This is a genomic window from Deltaproteobacteria bacterium, assembly GCA_009692615.1.
Lineage (GTDB): Bacteria > Desulfobacterota > Binatia > UBA9968 > UBA9968 > DP-20.
Genome location: SHYW01000024.1, coordinates 1 through 19,438, shown reverse-complemented (window position 1 = coordinate 19,438; position 19,438 = coordinate 1). Strand labels below are relative to the sequence as shown.

At 56.0% G+C, this 19,438-nt stretch carries 16 protein-coding genes and 2 pseudogenes; 10 read left to right on the top strand and 8 right to left on the bottom strand.

The window, feature by feature from the left end; genetic code table 11:
- Positions 1–16 precede the first annotated feature (16 nt).
- Positions 17–928, bottom strand: a complete 912-nt coding sequence (locus EXR70_07915) for an alpha/beta hydrolase (GenBank protein ID MSP38400.1) — start codon at positions 926–928, stop codon at positions 17–19.
- 92 nt (positions 929–1,020) lie between these two features.
- Here EXR70_07915 and EXR70_07910 point away from each other — a divergent pair, with 92 nt between their 5' ends.
- Entirely contained in the window at positions 1,021–1,788 is a 768-nt protein-coding gene (locus EXR70_07910) for a nucleoside triphosphate pyrophosphohydrolase (protein MSP38399.1), read from the top strand.
- Positions 1,785–2,762: a D-2-hydroxyacid dehydrogenase gene (locus EXR70_07905; GenBank protein MSP38398.1), complete on the top strand. Its 978-nt coding sequence runs from the start codon at positions 1,785–1,787 to the stop codon at positions 2,760–2,762. Before EXR70_07910 ends, EXR70_07905 begins: the two co-directional genes overlap by 4 nt.
- 12 nt (positions 2,763–2,774) lie before the next feature.
- On the opposite strand, the gene EXR70_07900 is transcribed toward EXR70_07905, so the two are convergent.
- The 4 genes and pseudogenes from EXR70_07900 to EXR70_07885 all read right to left on the bottom strand — a co-directional run bounded on the left by EXR70_07900 (position 2,775) and on the right by EXR70_07885 (position 8,127).
- Positions 2,775–3,869: an acyl-CoA dehydrogenase gene (locus EXR70_07900; GenBank protein ID MSP38397.1), complete on the bottom strand. Its 1,095-nt coding sequence runs from the start codon at positions 3,867–3,869 to the stop codon at positions 2,775–2,777.
- A gap of 268 nt (positions 3,870–4,137) precedes the next feature.
- Positions 4,138–6,060, bottom strand: a pseudogene (locus EXR70_07895) (PAS domain S-box protein).
- A gap of 69 nt (positions 6,061–6,129) precedes the next feature.
- Positions 6,130–6,570 carry a single-stranded DNA-binding protein gene (locus EXR70_07890; protein MSP38396.1) on the bottom strand — a complete coding sequence of 147 codons (441 nt, stop codon included), beginning with the start codon at positions 6,568–6,570 and terminating at the stop codon, positions 6,130–6,132.
- Between the two features lie 81 nt (positions 6,571–6,651).
- Positions 6,652–8,127: a hypothetical protein gene (locus tag EXR70_07885; protein ID MSP38395.1), complete on the bottom strand. Its 1,476-nt coding sequence runs from the start codon at positions 8,125–8,127 to the stop codon at positions 6,652–6,654.
- 176 nt (positions 8,128–8,303) lie between these two features.
- On the opposite strand from EXR70_07885, the gene EXR70_07880 reads away from it, so the two are divergent.
- The 6 genes from EXR70_07880 (at position 8,304) to EXR70_07855 (ending at position 15,651) form a co-directional block, all read left to right on the top strand.
- Positions 8,304–9,095, top strand: a complete 792-nt coding sequence (locus tag EXR70_07880; GenBank protein MSP38394.1) for a 1-acyl-sn-glycerol-3-phosphate acyltransferase — start codon at positions 8,304–8,306, stop codon at positions 9,093–9,095.
- A gap of 6 nt (positions 9,096–9,101) precedes the next feature.
- Positions 9,102–10,757 (top strand): ribonuclease J, encoded by a 1,656-nt coding sequence (locus EXR70_07875; protein MSP38393.1) that lies wholly within the window; start codon positions 9,102–9,104, stop codon positions 10,755–10,757.
- 147 nt (positions 10,758–10,904) lie between these two features.
- Complete coding sequence (locus EXR70_07870) at positions 10,905–13,181, top strand: DNA translocase FtsK (protein ID MSP38392.1); 2,277 nt, start codon at positions 10,905–10,907, stop codon at positions 13,179–13,181.
- Entirely contained in the window at positions 13,153–13,833 is a 681-nt protein-coding gene (locus tag EXR70_07865; GenBank protein MSP38391.1) for an outer membrane lipoprotein carrier protein LolA, read from the top strand. The genes EXR70_07870 and EXR70_07865 overlap by 29 nt, the downstream gene beginning before the upstream one ends.
- Positions 13,830–15,200, top strand: coding sequence for a 30S ribosomal protein S12 methylthiotransferase RimO (gene rimO / locus EXR70_07860; protein MSP38390.1), 1,371 nt, complete (start codon positions 13,830–13,832; stop codon positions 15,198–15,200). Before EXR70_07865 ends, rimO begins: the two co-directional genes overlap by 4 nt.
- Complete coding sequence (locus EXR70_07855; protein ID MSP38389.1) at positions 15,193–15,651, top strand: TraR/DksA family transcriptional regulator; 459 nt, start codon at positions 15,193–15,195, stop codon at positions 15,649–15,651. The genes rimO and EXR70_07855 overlap by 8 nt, the downstream gene beginning before the upstream one ends.
- Before the next feature lie 170 nt (positions 15,652–15,821).
- Here the strand turns inward: EXR70_07855 and EXR70_07850 are convergent, their stop codons facing one another.
- Together EXR70_07850 and EXR70_07845 are read right to left on the bottom strand one after the other, a co-directional pair.
- Complete coding sequence (locus EXR70_07850) at positions 15,822–16,235, bottom strand: hypothetical protein (GenBank protein ID MSP38388.1); 414 nt, start codon at positions 16,233–16,235, stop codon at positions 15,822–15,824.
- Between the two features lie 272 nt (positions 16,236–16,507).
- Positions 16,508–16,663 (bottom strand): annotated as a pseudogene (locus tag EXR70_07845) (BMP family ABC transporter substrate-binding protein).
- 241 nt (positions 16,664–16,904) lie between these two features.
- On the opposite strand from EXR70_07845, the gene EXR70_07840 reads away from it, so the two are divergent.
- Entirely contained in the window at positions 16,905–17,570 is a 666-nt protein-coding gene (locus EXR70_07840) for a response regulator transcription factor (GenBank protein MSP38387.1), read from the top strand.
- Positions 17,571–17,710: 140 nt separating this feature from the next.
- Entirely contained in the window at positions 17,711–18,850 is a 1,140-nt protein-coding gene (locus EXR70_07835; protein ID MSP38386.1) for a sensor histidine kinase, read from the top strand.
- Between the two features lie 44 nt (positions 18,851–18,894).
- Here EXR70_07835 and EXR70_07830 read toward each other — a convergent pair whose 3' ends face one another.
- A complete protein-coding gene (locus EXR70_07830) occupies positions 18,895–19,110 on the bottom strand; it encodes a hypothetical protein (protein ID MSP38385.1) in 216 nt (71 codons plus the stop codon).
- Positions 19,111–19,438: the final 328 nt, after the last annotated feature.

Genomic DNA, 19,438 nt, shown 5'->3' with positions numbered 1-19,438 from the left:
CGCGACGGTCCACCCCTCAGCGAACCGATTTCACAAAAATTGAATCATGCTTACGGCAAAACTCTAGCACCTGCGCGCAAATCTTCTGCGTCGTTTGCTCCGGCGGCATGACGTTCCAAAAATCCGCCTTGGGCAGAAGTTCGCGTAAATAATGCGCCGCCGAAGTCGCGTGGGACTGATCGTCGCCGGGGATAATCAACGTCGGCGCGCCGGTGCCCAGCACCTCTTCAGCCTCGGCGCCGGTGGCGGTGTCGCGGTCGAACATGGCGCGGCCGGTGGTGAGAATTAGGCCGAGATAACGCTCTAAGTTTTGTTGGGCGAATGCCGCAGCGAATTTTTCATCCTGCGCGAGCAAGCCAGCCCAGGGACCAGTCTCCGGGTCGAGCCAGAAATTTTTCTTATCGCGCGACCGTTCGATGACCGTGCTCAGACCGTTTTGCTTGGTGAAATTGTAGTGGCGCTGGAACCGATCTTGGGCGCCAACTTTCCAACGATGGCCACCCACCGGCCAATGCAGGATCAAGCCGCGTGTGACTTCGGGATAGTGCACGCCGAAGGCCAAGGCCACCGAGCAGCCCATGCAGCCGCCCATGACGAAGGCGGAGTCGATTTTCAAATGATCGAGCAGCGCCTTTCCCTGGGCTGTGTAACTCGCCCAACTCAGCCGTTCGACCCGCCCGCCCGACTGGCCGCACTCGCGCCGGTCGTAGAGAATAACCGTGTGTTCAGCCGCGAGAGTCTTAATCGCGTCGATGCCGGTCCACGCGCTCGCCACGCGCCACTTTTCAATCGTCGCGTCGAAGCCCCCCGGCGCGCACATCAAGATCGGCGTGCCTGAACCGTGGGTTTCATAGTAAGTTTCAATTCCGTCGAGCATCGCCGTCGGCATGGTTTTCTCCTTCGAGTCTGTTATAAATCGATCGACCATGACTTAGCACATCACCGTCGGAGGGAAAAGTCGGAGGCTAAACAGTGAGCGATCGAGACACCGAACAAAAACTTACCGAACTATTGAATGTGATGGCGCAACTTCGCGGCGCCGACGGCTGCCCATGGGACAAAGAGCAAACCCATCTCTCGCTCAAACCTTGCTTGCTCGAAGAAACCTACGAATTGCTCGACGCCATCGACGAAGGCGACGTGACCAAGTTAAAAGAAGAACTGGGTGACGTGCTGCTGCAAGTGGTCTTTCACTCTCAGATCGCCAAAGAAGCCGCCCGCTTCACCATCGCTGACGTCATCGACATACTCACCGACAAACTGGTGCGCCGTCATCCCTACGTCTTCGCCGGCGAGCCGCTGCCGGAAGATCCCGCCGCCGCGCTCAAACAGCGCGCCCAGCTCAAGGCTAAAGAAAAGCCCAACGGCGAAATAAAATCCGCGCTCGGCAACGTGCCGCGGGCCATGCCGGCGCTGGCGCGCGCCCAAGCGATTTCCCGGCGCGCCGCCAGCTTGGGCTTCGAGTGGCCGAACATCGATCAGGTTTGGGCCAAAGTCGACGAAGAGATGCGCGAACTCAAAGACGCGGTGGCCTCCGGCGACAAAACTCATACAGGAGAAGAACTGGGCGATCTGCTTTTCACCATGGTCAATATCGCGCGCTTTCTCGACGTCGAGTCCGAAACCGTCTTGGCGCAAACCATTGACCGCTTCACCCAGCGCTTCCACCATGTCGAAGCGAAATTGCGCCACGCGAATAAAGAATTCACCGATTCTTCCCTCGAAGAGATGGACCGCTTCTGGGACGAAGCAAAAATACTTGAAGCCCAAGGAAAGTTGGCGAAATGAGCGCGCCGAAGATTAGAATCGTCTTTCTCGACGCCGCCACCTACGGCGACATGCCGCTGGAACTTTTTACCAACGCGTGGAATTGCACGGTGCATCAGGTCACCAGTCCCGCCGAAACCATCGAACGAATCGCCGGCCAGACGATTGCCGTCACCAACAAGGCCGTCATTGACAAAGCGATTTTAAACTCCCCTGAAGCGCGCGATCTGAAACTGATCGCCGTCGCCGCCACCGGCACCGACATCATCGACAAAGAGGAAGCAGCGAAGCGCGGCGTCAAAGTCTGCAACGTGCCGGGCTACGCGACGCAATCCGTGGCGCAGTTCACCCTCGCACTGATTTTAGAATTGGCGACCCGCGCCGCAGAATATGGCAACACTGTAATAGCAGGCGAATGGCAGAAAAGTCCCGTCTTCACGCTGCTGACATTTCCGATTCTCGAATTGTCCGGCAAAAAACTCGGCATCATCGGTTACGGCAACATCGGCCGAGCCGTGGCGCAAATGGCGCGCGGCTTCGGCATGGAGATTTTGATCGCGGCGAGACCGGGAACCAATGAGCCCATTGCAACGGATCGAATGGCAGTGAACGAATTGCTGCGCCAAGCCGACATCGTCACACTCCACTGTCCGCTGACGCCGGAGACGAAAAATCTCATCAATGAGCAGTCGCTCGCTCTGATGAAACCGACGGCATTGCTGATCAACACCGCCCGCGGCGCGCTGATCGACGAAGCCGCGCTGATCGACGCACTGCGCAGCAAAAAAATCGCCGCGGCGGCCCTCGATGTAATTTCCAAGGAACCGCCGCCACCGGATCATCCGATCGTTCTCGCCGCCAGCGAATTGCCCAATCTGCTGGTCACACCGCACACCGCCTGGAGCGCGCGGGAAGCGCGCCAACGATTGCTGATCGAAGTCAAAGCCAACGTCGAAGCTTTTCTCCGCGGCGAGCCGCGCAATCTGGTGGCGTGAAACGTTTGGCGGTCAAGTCACCTCGTCGACATCCAAGCCCAACGCCATCCGTCCAGCATAAGTTTTTTGCCCGCCTTCGCGCAGCGGATGAAAGCGCGTCGCCTGAGCATCGCGGAAAAGTCTTTCCAACCCTGCGGAACGATTGAACGTGCCGCCGCCAGCGACCTCCATCGCCAGTTCCACGGTTTGCAGCACACCGCGCGCGACCAGCGTGCGACCGGTCATGATGCGATTGGTGATCACCAACCCCGGATCATTTTTTGCCGCCACGGCGATCATATCTTGGAGCGCCAACCGAGCCATCGTCAACTCGTTATCCATGGCGCCGATCAGATCGATTGAATGGTAATCCGTTTTGCGTTTGCCGGCGTTATCGACGACCAGATCGCGCGCCGCCTCGGCAACGCCGAGATACGCCGAGTAAACCAATGGAAAAGCGATCATCGAAATAATGTGAAACAGCGGATGCCACTTTCCTTGCGGCCGTTTGACGCCGATCGCCGCGTCGGCGACAAAAACATTGTTCAGCTCGATGTCATGCGAACCCGTGCCGCGCATGCCCATGACTTTCCAGGTATTGAGAACCTTCACCCCTTCGGCCTTCATCGGCACGGCGAAATGGAACACTGTCGGTCCGGTTTCGGGATCGTCGTAGACTGCGCTGGTCATCAACAGATCGCCCGCCGGCGCGCCGCTGGAAAATATCTTTCGCGCGTTGATTCGATAACCGCCGTCGATTTTAGTCGCGCTGCCCGCGCCCTTGAGCCAATCCGAACCGCCGCTGCTCAAGAGAATCAAATTTTCCACTGCCACGCGCTTGAGCAAACCATCGACCGGCGCTTTCTGATGACACCAGCGCCACGCGTTGGTCGCCACCTGATGGGTGTGCATGGACAGCGCCAACGCCGTCGAACCGCATGAGTGCGCCAAGGTACGGAGCATCTCGCATAATTCCGCATGGCTCGCGCCGAGACCGCCTAGTTCGACAGGCACACCGGCTGAAACGAAACCCTGCGCCTTGAGGTCAACGTAATTGGCGGCGACGAAGCGATCGTTCTCGTCAGCTTCAGCCGCCCGCGCCGCGAAGCGCGGTGCCAGTTCCGCCATCGCACCGCGCAGATATTCCGCCGGTTGGATTGTCGCGCCCTCGTTGAATTTTACCGCTGTCTGTAACCTGGCTATCCTCCTTTAGATTTGTCGATTTTCCGCCATCGACTATCTGCCCAGACCTATAGCGGGAATTGTGCCAAGCGATCGCGAAAATATTTTTCACAAAAAAACAGAAACTTAGACAAAATTAAGAGAGAAATGACGAAACGAGTTTTCGTAATCCACGAAAACTCGTGAGGACCGAAATTGAGATTTCGTAAATGGATTAGCGCTGGCGGGCGATGCCGAGCGCTTTGATGCGCGAGCTCAGCGTGGTGGGTTTGATACCGAGAAGCTTTGCCGCACCGTTATCACCGGCAACTTTCCAGTCGCAGGCTTCCAGAGCAGCGATCAAGTTCTGCCGCTCTATGTCTTCGATCTCTTTGGCACTGAGCACGCGTTGGTTTGGCGTTGGCGGGTTACTTAACGCGGCGGCGGTGGCACCGACGCTTTCCGGCAAGGCGCGGTCAAGATTGAGTTTGCCGTCATGGGAAGTGATCACCGCGCGCTCGATAATATTTTGCAGCTCGCGCACATTACCGGGCCAATGATAGGCTTCGAGTCGGCGCAAGTTATCCGCGGACAATGTCTCTAGCGACCGGCCCATGGTTTTAGCAATTTTTTGCGCGAAGGCGTTGGCGAGCATGCCGATATCGTCGCGCCGTTCGCGCAGCGCCGGCAGCTCGATCGGAAAAACGTTCAAACGATAGTAAAGATCTTCGCGAAATTTACCCTCGCTGACAGCGAGCGCCAGATCGCGATTGGTCGCCGCCAAAACGAGTACGTCAACTTTGCGCGTCTGCGATCTGCCCACTGGTTCGAACTCGCCTTCTTGCAGCACGCGCAGAAGTTTACTCTGCAAATCAAGCGGTAGTTCCGCTACTTCGTCGAGAAAGATCGTGCCGCCATGGGCCAAGGCGAATCTGCCGTCGCGCTTTTTGGTCGCGCCGGTGAACGCGCCCGCTTCGTGGCCGAAAAATTCGCTCTCGATCAATGTCGCCGGGATCGCCGCACAGTTCACCTTGACCAGCGGCTTGTGCTGCCGCCGGCTGGCGCGCTGGATCGCCCGGGCGATCACTTCTTTACCCGTGCCGGTCTCGCCGAGCAGCAACACCGTGGCATCGGTGCCGGCGACTTCTTGCACGTCGCGTAGAACCTTGCGCAGCGCCTCGCTCTGGCCGATGATTTCATCGCCGCCCGCCAGCGTTTTCAGCTCTTCGCGCAGATATTCGGTTTCCACCGTGAGCGAATGAGTTTTCTGCTCGGCTTCAAGCCGTTCGTTGACGTTGCGCAGGATCAAAGTGTAAAACGGCTCGCGCTCGACATCGAAGCGCGACAAGGTCGCCTCGGCGCGAAACTTGATTCCGTCCGGCGTGCTGACATCGAGGCCGCCGGCGATCCACAGCGAGCGTTGACCGTCGGAGCGGCTGTCGAGATCGGAGATCAAGCGCGCCAATTTGTCGCGCGCCTCGGGCACGAGAAATTGGCTAAACGTTCGTCCGTCCAGTTCTTCCGGACCGCAAGTGAAGACTTTTTCCGCGGTGGGATTGATTTACGTGATTGCCAAATCGCGATCTAGCTCAATGATCGCATCCATGGCGCCACCGATAAGCCGAAACAGCTTCTGTTCGCGCTCACGCATCTGCGCTTCGGCGCGGAGCCGGCGCAGCTCCGCGGCGGCGCGCGCGGCAAATATTTGACACCGCCTGCATCCGCGGTTCGGCCGGCATGGGCCGCAGATCGAGCACCGCCAAATGGCCGAGGACCGGGTCATCGAGGTCGAGCAACGGCACGCCCATGTAGCTAGCCACGCCGGTCGCGCGCGCGGTTGGACTGTCAGGGTAGAGTTCAATTAGATTTTAGGGATATGAACCAGTCGACGATCTTCGACCACGGTCTCGCAAGCCGTGCCCTTCACTGGCATTTCCGCCATATCGATCCAACCCTCGCCCAACCAAAAGGCGAATGGTTTGAGCGCGCGCCGCTCGGAAATATATTCGGTAACCCAGGCGCCATGAGTTTTGAGAGCGCGGGCGAGATTGAGAACTAAAGCTCGAAAAAATTCCGTGCCGGTGTGGGTCGCGGCACCTTCGAGAATCGTCCGCAACGCGGCGTCGACATCGATATTGTCAAGCGGCGGTCGATCCATGTCTTTGACTTAAGCTTGAAATCTGACGGCTGGTAGGAATAACTTCGCGGCGCTACTCGGCTAGAGCAATCAAAACGGAATATCGTCGTCCGCCGGCGCTTGGCCGCCGCCCATACCGCTCGCCATGCTCATATCGTCGGCGTGGCCGGCGTCAGCTGCGGGCGCCGTGCGCGCGCCCCCTCCGCCGCCCAAGAATTGAATGCGCTGGGCGACGATTTCGGTAATGTAGCGTTTTGCGCCGGTGTTTTTGTCGTCGTAGCTGCGCGTGCGAATGCTGCCTTCGACATACACTTCACGGCCCTTCGCCAAATATTGGCCGCAATGCTCGGCCTGTTTGCCCCATACCACGATGTTGTGCCACTCGGTGCGCTCTTGGCGTTTGCCCTCTCGGTCGTTCCAAATCTCCGAGGTAGCAATGGAAAAATTTCCCACCGCGCTACCGGTGTTGGTAAAGCGCACTTCCGGATCTTTGCCCAAACGGCCGACCAAAATCACTTTGTTGACGGACATGAATGCCTCCGAGCGGAAATGACCTACGCGAGAAAAAGTGAAATCAACTTATCCCCGCCATTGCACCGAGTCAATGACGGATCACTTGCCATCGGGAAAATTGGCAACCTTGCGCGCCGCGCCGGTGAGTTCCAAAATATGCATGCCGGTATTGGCGCGGTCGGCAACGTAGATCAATCCGCGATCGTCGACTTCGACGTTGTTACTTTGGATCGCGACCTTGCAGCTCTCGCCGCCGCCCGGATTGGGCACGCAACGCTTATCGGTTTTGTCGGTGATCGCGGGAATGTAGTAACCGACTTCTTTCGGCCGGTACGGGTCGCGGATATCGACGGCGCGCACCCCCGCGTTGAAGTAGGTGACGAAGATCATGCGCTTGTAATAGATCGGCGTGAACGATTCGTTGCTGGCGTGGGCGCCGAAGCGTCCGCCGCGGCCGCAATAATCGCCGCTGGACTCGATGACATCGAAGTTTGAAACTGAAAACGGCCGTTTTTCGTCGCTGATATCGGCGAAAAAAACCGGGTGGCGAAACTCGCGGCATTCGTTCTGCGTTGCTTCGGTGACGATCACCACGAAGTCGGCGCTTTTGCCTTTCTCCATCTTGGCGAACTCCGGCATCGTCATGCCGAGCACCGGAAACGCGGTGTGCGCGCCAGTGTTGGGATAAAGTTCCAAGCGCGAGATTTCCGGATAGCGTAGATTCTCCGGCGTCGGCGCGAAGGGATCTTTCACCGCAGGATTGCCCTTGAGTAATTTTTCCCGGTCGACGATCTGCATGGTCCCGGCGTTGCTCGAGCCGTAGCCGAAATAAACCCGGTTGCCCAACCGGATCGGTCCGTGCAGAGACTGCGGCACGGGTTCGATCTTGGATCCAGGCTCTTGGCCAACCAATCCGAAGTCGCGAATGTAGCGCGGCCGCGCCGGGTCGCTGAGGTCGTAGATTTTCACGCCGCGGCTGCGCCAGCCTTCATCTTTTTTATAGGAAACCAGATAGGCGATGCCGGTATCGCACTCCCACCAGTTTTTATGCGTAGAGGTGAGCCCGGAGATTATTTTCGTCAGCAGCGCCGGCTTGGCTGGGTCGGTGACGTCCAAGACTTCGTGGCCTTCGTTGCCGAAACTGCGCAGCAGATAAGTTTTCTTGGCATCGCCCTTGGGCAAATCCTTGCCATCGCAAGCGCGCAACATTTGCTCCCCGCCAGCTTCGCCCGAACCGGCGGAAGAGCCCGGGAAATGCGCTAAATATTTTGCACTGCGTGGATCGCTGACATCGACGATCGAGGTGCCGTTGGCTTCCACCTTGCCGGTCAGAGGATTTAACGCTGAGCCGCCGTGATGGCCGATGTAGGCGATGAAGCGGTTGCCCTGGCGGTGAATGATCGGTTGGTAGGCCGAGCGATTCTGCAAATCGTTGTAGCCCACCAGCGCCATGTCTTTGGCTTCGGGAACCATACCCGCGCGCTGGCTTAACGTCGAAGCGCAACCGAGTAGGCCGAACGAAAGCAGCCAAGCGATGAGCTTTCCCAAAGTCAATCTCCTTTTTAGAAACCAGATGTCCGGTAATTGGAATGAATCAAGTCCGCTGACAATACGGAGAGTTGAGCGCCAAAGTCAATAAGAGTTTTCGCCTGCCGGCCGAGTTTCCACACATTGCTTTTTGCCAGCCCGTCCTCTAAGATAACCCTGCTAGTTTCAGTGCCGAGTTCCGCTCAAATCCGACTTGAAATTTGATGCTATATTTCTTCCAGCTGACGTTTCTCGCGCTGATCACTGTTTTACTTTCGCTAGCGACGATTTTATTCGGATTATTTGAAGCGCACGGCAAACGCATCTACGGCATCAATCGGCTGTGGACCTGGTTGATCCTGCGCGTCGGTGGGATTTCGTTGAAAGTCGAGGGATTGGACAACATCGATCCGCAGCGCCCATATATTTTCATCGTCAATCACCAGAGCAACATCGACATACCGGTGTTAGTGCAGGCGCTGCGGCCGTTTCAACTGCGCTGGCTGGCTAAGAAAGAATTGCTCCGCGTACCGTTTTTTGGCTGGGCCATGTGGGCGGCCAAGCATGTGACCGTGGACCGCAAAGATCCGCGGGACGCGCTCAAAAGCTTAGCCCGGGCCAAGGAGCGCTTGGCGGCGGGCATTTCTCTGGTTGTTTTCCCTGAAGGCACGCGCAGCCGCACCGGCGCGTTGCAGCGCTTTAAAAAAGGCGGCTTTCTGCTCGCCGTGCAAACCCAGACGCCGGTCGTGCCCATCGCTATCAGCGGCAGCGGCGCGCTGTTGCCCGCGGACAGCTGGCGCCTAGGCTCGGGAATCGTCAAAGTCGTAATCGAGAAGCCTGTGGCAGTCGAAGGGTTTCGTCCAGGGAATCTCCGTTTGTTGTCCAATCAAGTGCGCGATGTGATCGCCGGCCATTTGAATCATTCAATCGAGCTGGCCCGCAGAGATGGCGAATCCATCGAGCCGTCTGAGCCATTGAGGGTGCGCCACCAGGCGATGGAGAAACAGGGTATTTAATATTTTATGGATCCAGTACGAATCATACCGCTGGGCGGCCTCGGCGAGTTCGGCCTCAACATGATGCTGATCGAATACGGCGACGCGGCCATCGCCGTCGACTGTGGCTTGATGTTTCCCGAAGCCAATCTACTCGGCATCGATTTGGTCATTCCCGATGTCAGCTACTTGCTCGAAAACAGCGACAAGCTCAAAGCGATCGTTCTCACTCACGCCCATGAGGATCATGTCGGCGCGCTGCCGTATATTTTGAAACATCTCGACGTGCCGATTTACGGCTCGCGGCTGACCCTCGGTTTGCTGGCAAATAAGTTAACCGAGCACAACCTCGAAGATAGCGCCGAAGTGCATGAGATCGCCGCCGGCCAGCCTTGGGACATCGCGCCGTTTCGCTTGGAAGGTATCCGGGTCACCCATAGTTTGATGGACTGTCTAGCGCTGGCGATCGAAACTCCGGTGGGAACGATCATTCATACCGGCGATTTCAAAATCGACAACACGCCCATGGAAGGCGAGATGTTCGACTTCCAACGCTTCGCCGCCTACGGCGAAAAGGGCGTGCTGCTGTTGCTCTCGGACTCCACCAATGTCGAACGGCCGGGCCATACGCCGTCCGAGCGTACCGTGGCGCCCGAGCTGGAGCGGATCATTCAAAACAGCGCCGGCAAAGTGTTGGTGTCGACTTTTTCATCGAGCATCCCGCGAATCCAGCAGATCATCGACATCTCAGAAATGTGCGACCGGCGCGTCGTGCTCAGCGGCCGCAGCATGATTCGCAATAGCCAGGTCGCCGCCGACTTGGGATATCTCCATCTGCCGCGTAATTTTATGACCGAGAGCGAGCGCTGGCAAGATTTGCCGGCGGACAAATTGACGTTTCTCACCACCGGCAGCCAAGGCGAACCGATGTCGGCGCTGCACCGCATCGCCCTGAACGATCACAAGACGATCAAAGTCGAGGCCGGCGACACCGTGATTCTCTCGTCAAAATTTATCCCCGGCAACGAAAAGACGATTTCGAATTTAATCAATCATCTATACCGGCGCGGCGCGGCGGTGCACTACGAGAAGGTTTCGGAAATCCATGTTTCGGGCCACGCCAGCCAAGAAGAATTGAAAACCATGTTGCAGCTCACTCGGCCGCGCTACTTCGTGCCGATCCACGGCGAGTATCGCCACCTGGTGCGCCACCGCCGCTTGGCCCAGGATGTCGGCCTGCCGGAAGAGAACCTGTTTCTGCTCGAAGACGGTGACGTGCTGGAGCTCACCGCCAAGAGCGCAAAGAAAGTTAAACCGATCCAAGTCGGCCGGGTGTTTGTCGACGGCAAAGGGGTCGGCGATGTCGGCGATGTGGTGATCCGCGACCGGCGCCACCTTTCCGAAGGCGGCATGGTGCTGGCGGTGATGGCTATCCATCAACAGTCGGGCGAATTGGTCGCCGGCCCGGAGCTGATCTCACGCGGCTTCATGCTCGCCGAAGCGAGCGAGGAAGTTATGGAGAGCGCCAAGCGCGAAGTGCTCTTGGCGTTGAACAACATGAACCACGAAACCCGCACCGATCCCACCGAGCTAAAAGAGGAAGTGCGCAAAGTGTTGCGCCGTTTTTTCCGCAAAAAACTCGAACGCCACCCGTTGGTGCTGCCGTATATTATCGAAACCTAGGAACGAATAATGACTCTCGCCAAGGCGCAAAGGCGCTAAGGTTAGGAATTATAATTCCCGAACTTTGCGTCTTGGCGCCTTGGCGAGAGAAACTGCTTTTTTGAAGCTTCTATCGACTAGCGAAATTCGCAGCAAAGGAAACCCGCCATGTCAGTAGTCATCGAAAAAGGCCGGCTCAATCGCGAAATCTGGGGCGTACTGATCGGTCTCACGGCGCTCTTGATCGCCATTAGCCTGATTTCTTTTAGCGTCGGCGATCGCTCCTACAACACGCCTTCAGGCGCCGTGAGCACGCATAACTGGGGCGGCTTTGTCGGCGCCTTTTTGGCCGACCTGCTGCTCCAAGGGCTCGGGCTGTCGTCTTATCTATTGCCGATCTTTCTCTGCATCGCCGCGGCGCAACTGTTTCGCGCGACCTATAGAGGCGTCGTGCTCAGCCGGGCGGCCGGTTATTTGATCTTGTTGATCAGCGTCGGCGTGATCTTGAGCGTGGTCATCGACAGCGAAAGCGCGCGCGACTCCGGCGGCATCGTCGGCGGCTTTTTGAAAGAAAGCGTGCTGGTGCCGCTGTTCGGCCCGTTGAGCGCGACTTTGATCGCGCTGTTCACCTTGTTGTTGTCGATCATGCTATTGACGCAAAACTCGCTGATGGATTTGCTCGGCCACACCAAGAAAAGCTTTTTCGAGTTTAAAAAATCTCTCGTGCCGGCGGTCAACGACCGAATCAAGGAATTCAAAGAGAAACAAGAAAAGCGCAGCGGCGAGAATACCAAAAAAGACAAAAAAGATTACGTGCCGCCGCCGATCATGGTCAAGGACGAGGTCAGGGACGATCTCAATATTATCAAACGGCCGGCGAAAAAACCGGCCATGGCGCCGGAACAGTTTAGGCTTCCTGAGGTCGGCGAAGGCTATAAGCTGCCGCCCTTGGAGCTGCTCGATCCGCCGGAAGGCGAACAGATCAAGATCGACAAGGAAACGCTGCATGCCAACTCACTGATCCTACAAAAAAAGCTTGAAGACTTCGGCGTCGAGGGCGAAGTCGTCGCGGTACGCCCTGGCCCAGTGATTACCATGTACGAGTTCAAGCCCGCCGCTGGCGTCAAAGTCCGGCGCATCGTCATGTTGGCCGACGATCTGGCGATGGCGCTGCGCGCGGTCAGCGTACGCATTCTAGCGCCGATCCCTGGCGAGTCGGTGGTCGGCATCGAGATTCCCAATCCGCGCCGTGAAATGGTTTATCTGCGCGAAGTGATCGAGCACGACTCCTACCGCGATTCCGATTCGAAAATCACCCTCGCCCTCGGCAAAGACATCGGCGGCACGCCGTTCTCCACCGACTTAGCGAAAATGCCCCATCTGTTGGTCGCCGGCGCTACCGGTACCGGCAAGTCGGTGTCGATCAACGCGATGATCTTGAGCATTCTCTTCAAGTCAAGTCCCCAAGACGTAAAATTCATCATGGTCGATCCGAAGATGCTCGAACTCACGGCTTACGAAGACATACCCCACCAGCTCGTGCCGGTGGTTACGGATCCAAAAAAAGCCGCCGCGGCATTGTTCTGGGCGGTGGAAGAGATGGACCGGCGCTATCGTCTAATGCGAGAAAAAGGCGCGCGCAACATCGACAACTATAACCGCACGCTGGAAAAAGAGAGCGGCAACAAAAAAGCCGTCATCGACTTGACCGAAGCCGAATCGTTGGAAGAATTGCCGCCGCTGTCCATCGGCGGCACGCTGCAGCGGAATATGCCGCTGGTTCACGCCAAGATGCCGCGCATCGTCATCATCATCGACGAATTAGCCGATCTGATGATGACCGTCGGCCGCGATGTCGAAGAATACATCACCCGCTTGGCGCAGAAAGCGCGCGCCGCTGGTATCCATTTGATCCTCGCCACGCAACGGCCGTCAGTGGATGTCATCACCGGTTTGATCAAAGCCAACTTTCCCGCGCGTATTTCTTTTCAGGTGACATCGAGAATCGATTCGCGCACGATTCTCGATTCCATGGGTTCGGAGAAACTTTTGGGCAACGGCGATTTGCTGTTTCTGCCGCCGGGCACCGCGCGCTTGACCCGCGTCCACGGCGCCTTCGTGTCGGACCAAGAAGTGCTCAGGGTGATGCAATTCATCAAGGCCCAAGGCCGGCCGGTCTATCGGCCGGAAGTGCTCGAAGCGAAAAAAGAGACCGAAGCGGCCGCGGCCATCGACGAAGAATATGACGAAATGTACGACCAAGCGGTGGCCATCGTCACCGAAACCCAGCAGGCGTCAATCTCTATGGTTCAGCGCCGATTGCGGGTAGGATACAATCGCGCCGCCCGGATGATCGAACAGATGGAGCGCGACCGGGTGGTCGGACCGGCGGACGGCGCTCGCCCCCGTGAAGTTTATGCGCGAAAAATTGACGATGATATCTAAGATTAAATTACTTCTAGCCATCATCTTAGTGGCGGCTTGCGGTGTGAATCTCAGCCTGGCGGCGGAAAGCCGTAGTGCCGAAGCGGTGCTCGATGGCTTACAGAAAAGCTACGACGCGACCAGCGATTTTGTCGCCGACTTTCAGCAACAGACCGAGGTCAAGACGCTTAACCGGACCATGAAAGCGTCGGGTAAACTCTCGTTCAAACGGCCGGGAAAAATGCTCTGGCGCTACGAGGATCCCAAGACTCAATTCGTTTTAACCGACGGTAAGCATCTGTATTTTTACCAGCCCGATCAGAATCAAGTGATCAAAAGCCCGCTCAAAAACGCCTTTCGTGGCGATATCCCGCTGTCGTTTTTGCTCGGTCTGGGAAATTTGAAAAAAGACTTCAACGCGACGCTTAAAGCGAGCGACGACAGCCAAAACGTCTTGCGCTTGGAACCCAAAGGCGAAGCCGGCGGTTATAGCGAAATCCTCGTCGGCGTGAGCAAAGCCGCCTCGGATATCCAGTGGGTCAGCGTGCGCGACGCCGCCGGCAATCTGACCACGCTGCGCTTCTCCGCCATGCGCAAAGGCGTCGGCGTCAATGACGCGCTATTTCAAGTCAAAATTCCCGACGGCGCGGACATAGTCGAGCTCGGGCAATGATGATGCCGGCCAAGCAGAAATTCAGCATCGTCAGCTTGGGCTGCGCGCGAAATCTGGTCGACTCCGAAGTCATGGCTGGGCTGCTCGAAAGAAATCACTACGAGATCGTCCAGGAACCAAGCGACGCCGATGTCGTGTTGGTCAACACCTGCGGCTTCATCGGCGCGGCCAAAGAAGAATCCGTCGACACAATTGTCGAAATGAGCCGGCTCAAAGAAGAAGGTAAGATTAAAAAACTCGTAGTCGCCGGCTGCCTATCCCAGCGCTACCCCGACGAGCTCGCCAGTGAGCTACCCGAAGTCGACCTGTTCATCGGCACCGGTGAAGTGCCGCGCATCGTCGAAATTCTCCGCGATCACGAAGTCGACGCCAAGCTGCGCCAGCATGTCGGTGTGCCCAATTACATTTATGACCATGCGACGCCGCGGCTGCGCACCACGCCTTCCTACACGGCATATTTAAAAGTCTCGGAGGGCTGCGATCACAAGTGCGCCTTTTGCATCATCCCTAAACTACGCGGCCCGCACCGCAGCCGCTCCATTGAGTCGGTGCTCGACGAAGCCAGCTCGCTCGGACGCGCCGGGGTCAAGGAGATAAATCTCATCGCCCAAGACCTAACCGCCTACGGCCGCGACCGCAAAGACGGTACGACGCTCTACGGCTTGATGAAAGCGTTGGACGGCATCGACGAGATCACTTGGATTCGCCTGCTCTATTCGTACCCCAACTTTCTCGACAAGCCGCTGCTCGACCTGATCCGCGACAGCGGCAAGATCTGCAAATATGTCGACATCCCGTTTCAGCATATTAGCCGCTCCCTGCTTCAGCGCATGCGCCGGGGCAAGAGCGGCAGCGCCGTGCGCGAAGCGGTCATGAAATTGCGCGATGCAATCCCCGGACTAACGCTCAGAACCTCTTTGATCGTCGGCTTTCCTGGCGAGACTGAGGCGGATTTTGGCGAACTCCTCGACTTCGTCGAAGAGACTGAATTCGAACGGCTCGGAGTCTTTAAGTACTCCCAGGAGGAAGGCACTGCGGCGGCGAAATTCGACGGCCAAGTCAGCGAAGATGAAAAGGAACAGCGCTGGCAAGAAGTGATGGATTTGCAGGCCTCGGTGTCACGAAAAAAGAATCAGGCCTTGATTGGCACCATGCAGCGCGTTATGATCGACGGCATTGATTCGGACTCAGGCATGCTTTCCGGCCGGACCCAAGCCCACGCCCCGGAAGTTGACGGCGTCGTTCTGATAGCGAACCACGATTTACCGTCGGTAACGGACTTGCCGCCTGAGCCCGGAACCATGATCGACGTCAAGATCATAGAAGCGCATGACTACGATTTAACGGGTGAGATACTCCATGGCTAAAGCGGATCCAGACAAAGAAAAAAAACAACGTCGCGAGTTTCTCAAGCGGGCCGCGGAAATGCTTGAGGAAATGAAACGCGGTCTCAGCAAAGAGATGCAGGGTCGTGTCAAAGGCGAGACCGAAGGCATCAAGGACGAGGGACGCGACACCTACGATTTGGCCAGCGATGAGCGCGACCGGGAAATCAATTTTATCCTCAATGACCGAGAACGGGAGAAAGTCGTCGCCATCGACGAAGCGCTGCAACGGATCAAGGAAAAGAGCTACGAGATTTGTGAAAGCTGCGAGGGGGAAATCCAACTCGGCCGGCTCAAGGTTTTGCCCTTTACCCGCCTGTGCGTGAAATGCCAGGAAGAAAACGAAAAGGAAAGTAAGCGGCAAAAAACACTCGACGAAGAACGCGGCTACCGCAGACTTGTGTTCACCGACTTCGAAGAAGAAGGCTCCTAGCCTTCAGAGACTCGCCGCCCGCGAGTCCTAAATTATTTAACGCGACACTTAATTCTTGCCGCCCTGACGGAGTCAGGGCGGTTTTCGTTTAATTAGCCTAAATCAAAAAACAAAGGGCGCGGTAAAACCGCGCCCTTAAAGTTCTAATCGACCTTCTGTAGCTAAGCTGGTTACTCGCCCTTGGCCGCAACGAATTCCATCTTGGAAAGAAAATTTTTCTCGCCTTTGGTGACGTATTCCACGGTCGCCGAGGACCCCAACCCAACGTCGGCCATCTTAACTTTGGATTCGCGGATCTCAGTCGTCTTGGTCTTGGCGTTGAAATCCAGGGTGATCAACTTGCCTTCCTTGGTCACGACGATCATGTAGTTTTTCTCGGTATCCAATAAGCCGACATCGCCCGCGACCTTCTCGGCCTTAGCCTTCGCTGGCTCGGCAGATTTCGCTTCGGCTTTCTTCTCTTCGGCCTTTTTCTCTTGGGCCTTTTTCTCTTGGGCCTTTTTCTCTTGGGCGATAACCGGCAATGCCAAGGCTCCAGCGAATAACACCGCGATGCCGCCTGCTACTTTCCAATTCGCTCTCATTTCAGTCTCCTCCTGATTGTGTCCGTAACGTAGTTTTCAGCGATGTCCTATTCGCCCTTCGCGGGCAAGTATTCGATACTCGACGCGATGCTCTTTTCGCCTTGCCGGCTGTATACAACAGTGGCAGAAGATCCTAAGCCAATCTCCGCAATTTTGGTCTCGACATAATCTTTTTGGGTCGGCTGAAATTTAGCATCGTAATCGATCGTCACCAACTTGCCTTCCTTGGTCACGATAATCATGTAGTTCTTCTCTGTATCGAGCAGGCCGATATCGCCCGCTAACTTGGTTGCCTTTGCCGCCTCTGTTTTGGCTGCCGGAGCCGGTGCGGGTGCTGGTTTGGGCGCCATTTCTTCTTGAGTCGCACAAGCAGCGAACGCGAACAACGATACGCCAATGAGCGCGCGAGTTAAAAACAAATTTTTCATCTGACCTCCGTACAACGCTAAATTACTCGGAATGCTTCAAGATACTTATCGTGACCCTGATGTCATCTCAATACGCTTTAGGTAGGATTTTTTACGTAATCGGCAAGAATTGAGCGCAAAATAGGACTATAGGCTCAGCCGAAATCCCGGCAGAAAATTAGCTTGCACCTTCAGCCATTTGTTGTATTTTCAATTGACCAATCAGAACGGTGCTGGTGAGTTAATTTGACGAGGTAACAAGATGGCAGCGATTAAAGTTGTAATTGCCGACGACCACGCTCTGCTCCGCGACGGCCTTCGCAAGATCCTTTCGGTAGAAAAAGACATTCTAGTCGTTGGCGAGGCAGCCGACGGTGATGAGATCGCTAAAGTCGTCGATAAAATGAAGCCTGACGTCTTGCTCTTGGACCTAAAGATGCCCAAAGGCGATGTGGTGCAAAATCTTCTTGAAATCGCGGCTCGAAGCCCGACGACGCGGGTGATGATTCTCACCGCGTTTTCAGAGGAAGAACACGTGCTGAATGCGGCCAAGGGCGGCGCCAGAGGTTTCGTTCCCAAAGGTGTCCCGGCAGCCACGCTCGTGCAAGCGATCAGGAGCGTCCACAACGGCGGGGTTTGGATCGACAAAGAGATTCCAGGCTGGCAGGCCTTTGATGAAATCGCCCAGGCTCAACAAGTTCAAGCAACCCAAGCGACGCCGCTGCTCGACGACAGCATTAGCGCGCTCACCAAGCGCGAGATGGAAATCCTCAAACTAGTCGCCAAAGGGCTGACCAATGAAGAAATCGGCAGGAATATTTTCATCAGCGAAAAAACCGTTAAGACACACCTGACCAATATTTTCGACAAGCTCAAAGTGAACAATCGCTTCAAAGCCGCGCTCATTCTGATGGGCCAAGCACACTAGGCGGTTATCAAGGTCGGTATCGAGAAACGAGAGATCCGCTGTATTTCGACGAATTTGTAAATCGACACGCCGGTAGTGAGGAAACCTCGCTGGAGGCCGATTGGATTATCCGGCGGGAGCGAGCCGTAGCCTGGCTTCGTTTGGCTTTCGCGATCCTCGCGATCGTGGTGATCCAACTCAACCCATTGCGTGTCGCGCGCTTTCCGGAGCTTTCTTTTTTTTCTCTCGGATCGTTCTTGCTCTACAGCTTAGCGGCATCCTATTTCACCTGGAAACAGCAGCATGTCCCTGCCGGCCTTGGGGTCGTCACTACATCATTGGACATCGCCTGGATCGCTCTGATCGTTTACGCCACTGGCGGCACGCGAACACCATTTTTTTTCTACTATACTTTTCCGGTCATCACCGCGAGCTTGCGCTGGGGCATGAAAGGCAGCATTCCCGTGGCGTTCGCGGGCGTCGGTGCTTACATCACTATGCGGCTGACTTTAGCTGCCGAGGCCTTAGCGGATCCGCTTGGCATCGACACCATCGTCGTTCGCAGCCTGTATCTGATCGTACTCGGGTGTATTTTCGGCTACGTGAGCGAATTCGAAAAAAAGCAGAATCAAAGATTGCTCGCCCTTTCCAAAACCGCCGCCCAAGCCGCTGTATTGGATGAACGGCGTCGTATTACGTTTGAGCTGCACGACAATATCCTCCAGTCGCTGGCGACGCTGATTCTGCGAATTGAGAGCAGCCGAGGACGGCTTCATGAGTCCGAGCCGGAAATTATCGAAGAACTTAAGGCCGCCGAAGAGTTGAGCCGGTCGACGATGAAAGACATACGAACTTTTCTAGCCGGAAAGCCGATAGCGGCATTGGCGTCGGGAACGCTGATCGAGCGGCTGCGGGATGAACTGAAATTCCTGCGCGACGGCGTCGGCGGCGAGTGCGTGCTGGAGGTTAACTCAGAGAACTTGACCTTGCCACATCGAATCGAGAGCGAAATATACTATGTTCTCCGCGAGGCGTTGACCAACGTTACCCGCCATTCCCACGCCACGCATGTTAACATTAGTTTGCGGTTAGACGGCAACCGTCTCTTCGGTAGCGTCATCGATGACGGCGTTGGCTTTGAGCCAGATCAAAAGTTTGGCAAGTCTGGTTTCGGGCTATCGGGAATGACCGATCGACTCAAACAAATCGGGGGAGTACTCTTGATCGAGTCCTCCCCCGGTGCCGGTACGAAAATATCTTTCGTCGTATCGCTATCTCGCGCAATGCCGTCAGTAAACTAACGCCGCTAAGTGCACTGGCGGGATTTCATCGCCAGAAAATAGCTCTATTCGCCCTTAGCCGCAACGAATTCCATTTTGGAGAGAAAATTTTTCTCGCCTTTGGTGACGTATTCTACGGTGGCCGATGAGCCTAACCCAACATCAGCCATCTTGACTTTCGTTTCACGGATTTCTGTCACCTTGGTCTTGGCGTTGTAGTCCAACGTCACCAACTTGCCGTCTTTGGTCACCACGATCAGATAATTTTTATCGGTATCCAATAGGCCAACGTCACCGGCAACCTTTTCAGCCTTCGCCTTTGCAGGCTCCGCCTTTTTTTCCTCCGCTTTCTTCTCCGCGGCTTTTTTCTCTTAAGCCCCAACCGGGAAGGTTAAAGCTCCCGCAAGCAACATAGCCAACCCACTGAAAATTTTCGATCTCTGTCCCATGTACGTCTCCTCCTAAGGAACCTCTGAACAACTGCCCTGGAAGCAGGGCAGCGGAGGATAGATCGTTTTTTTCGTAATGAGTTACAGTTTTTGCGAAGTTATATCAGATTACATTTTGCTCTCGCGGTTAATAGGGTCCTTAGTTTTGCCTCGATTTGCC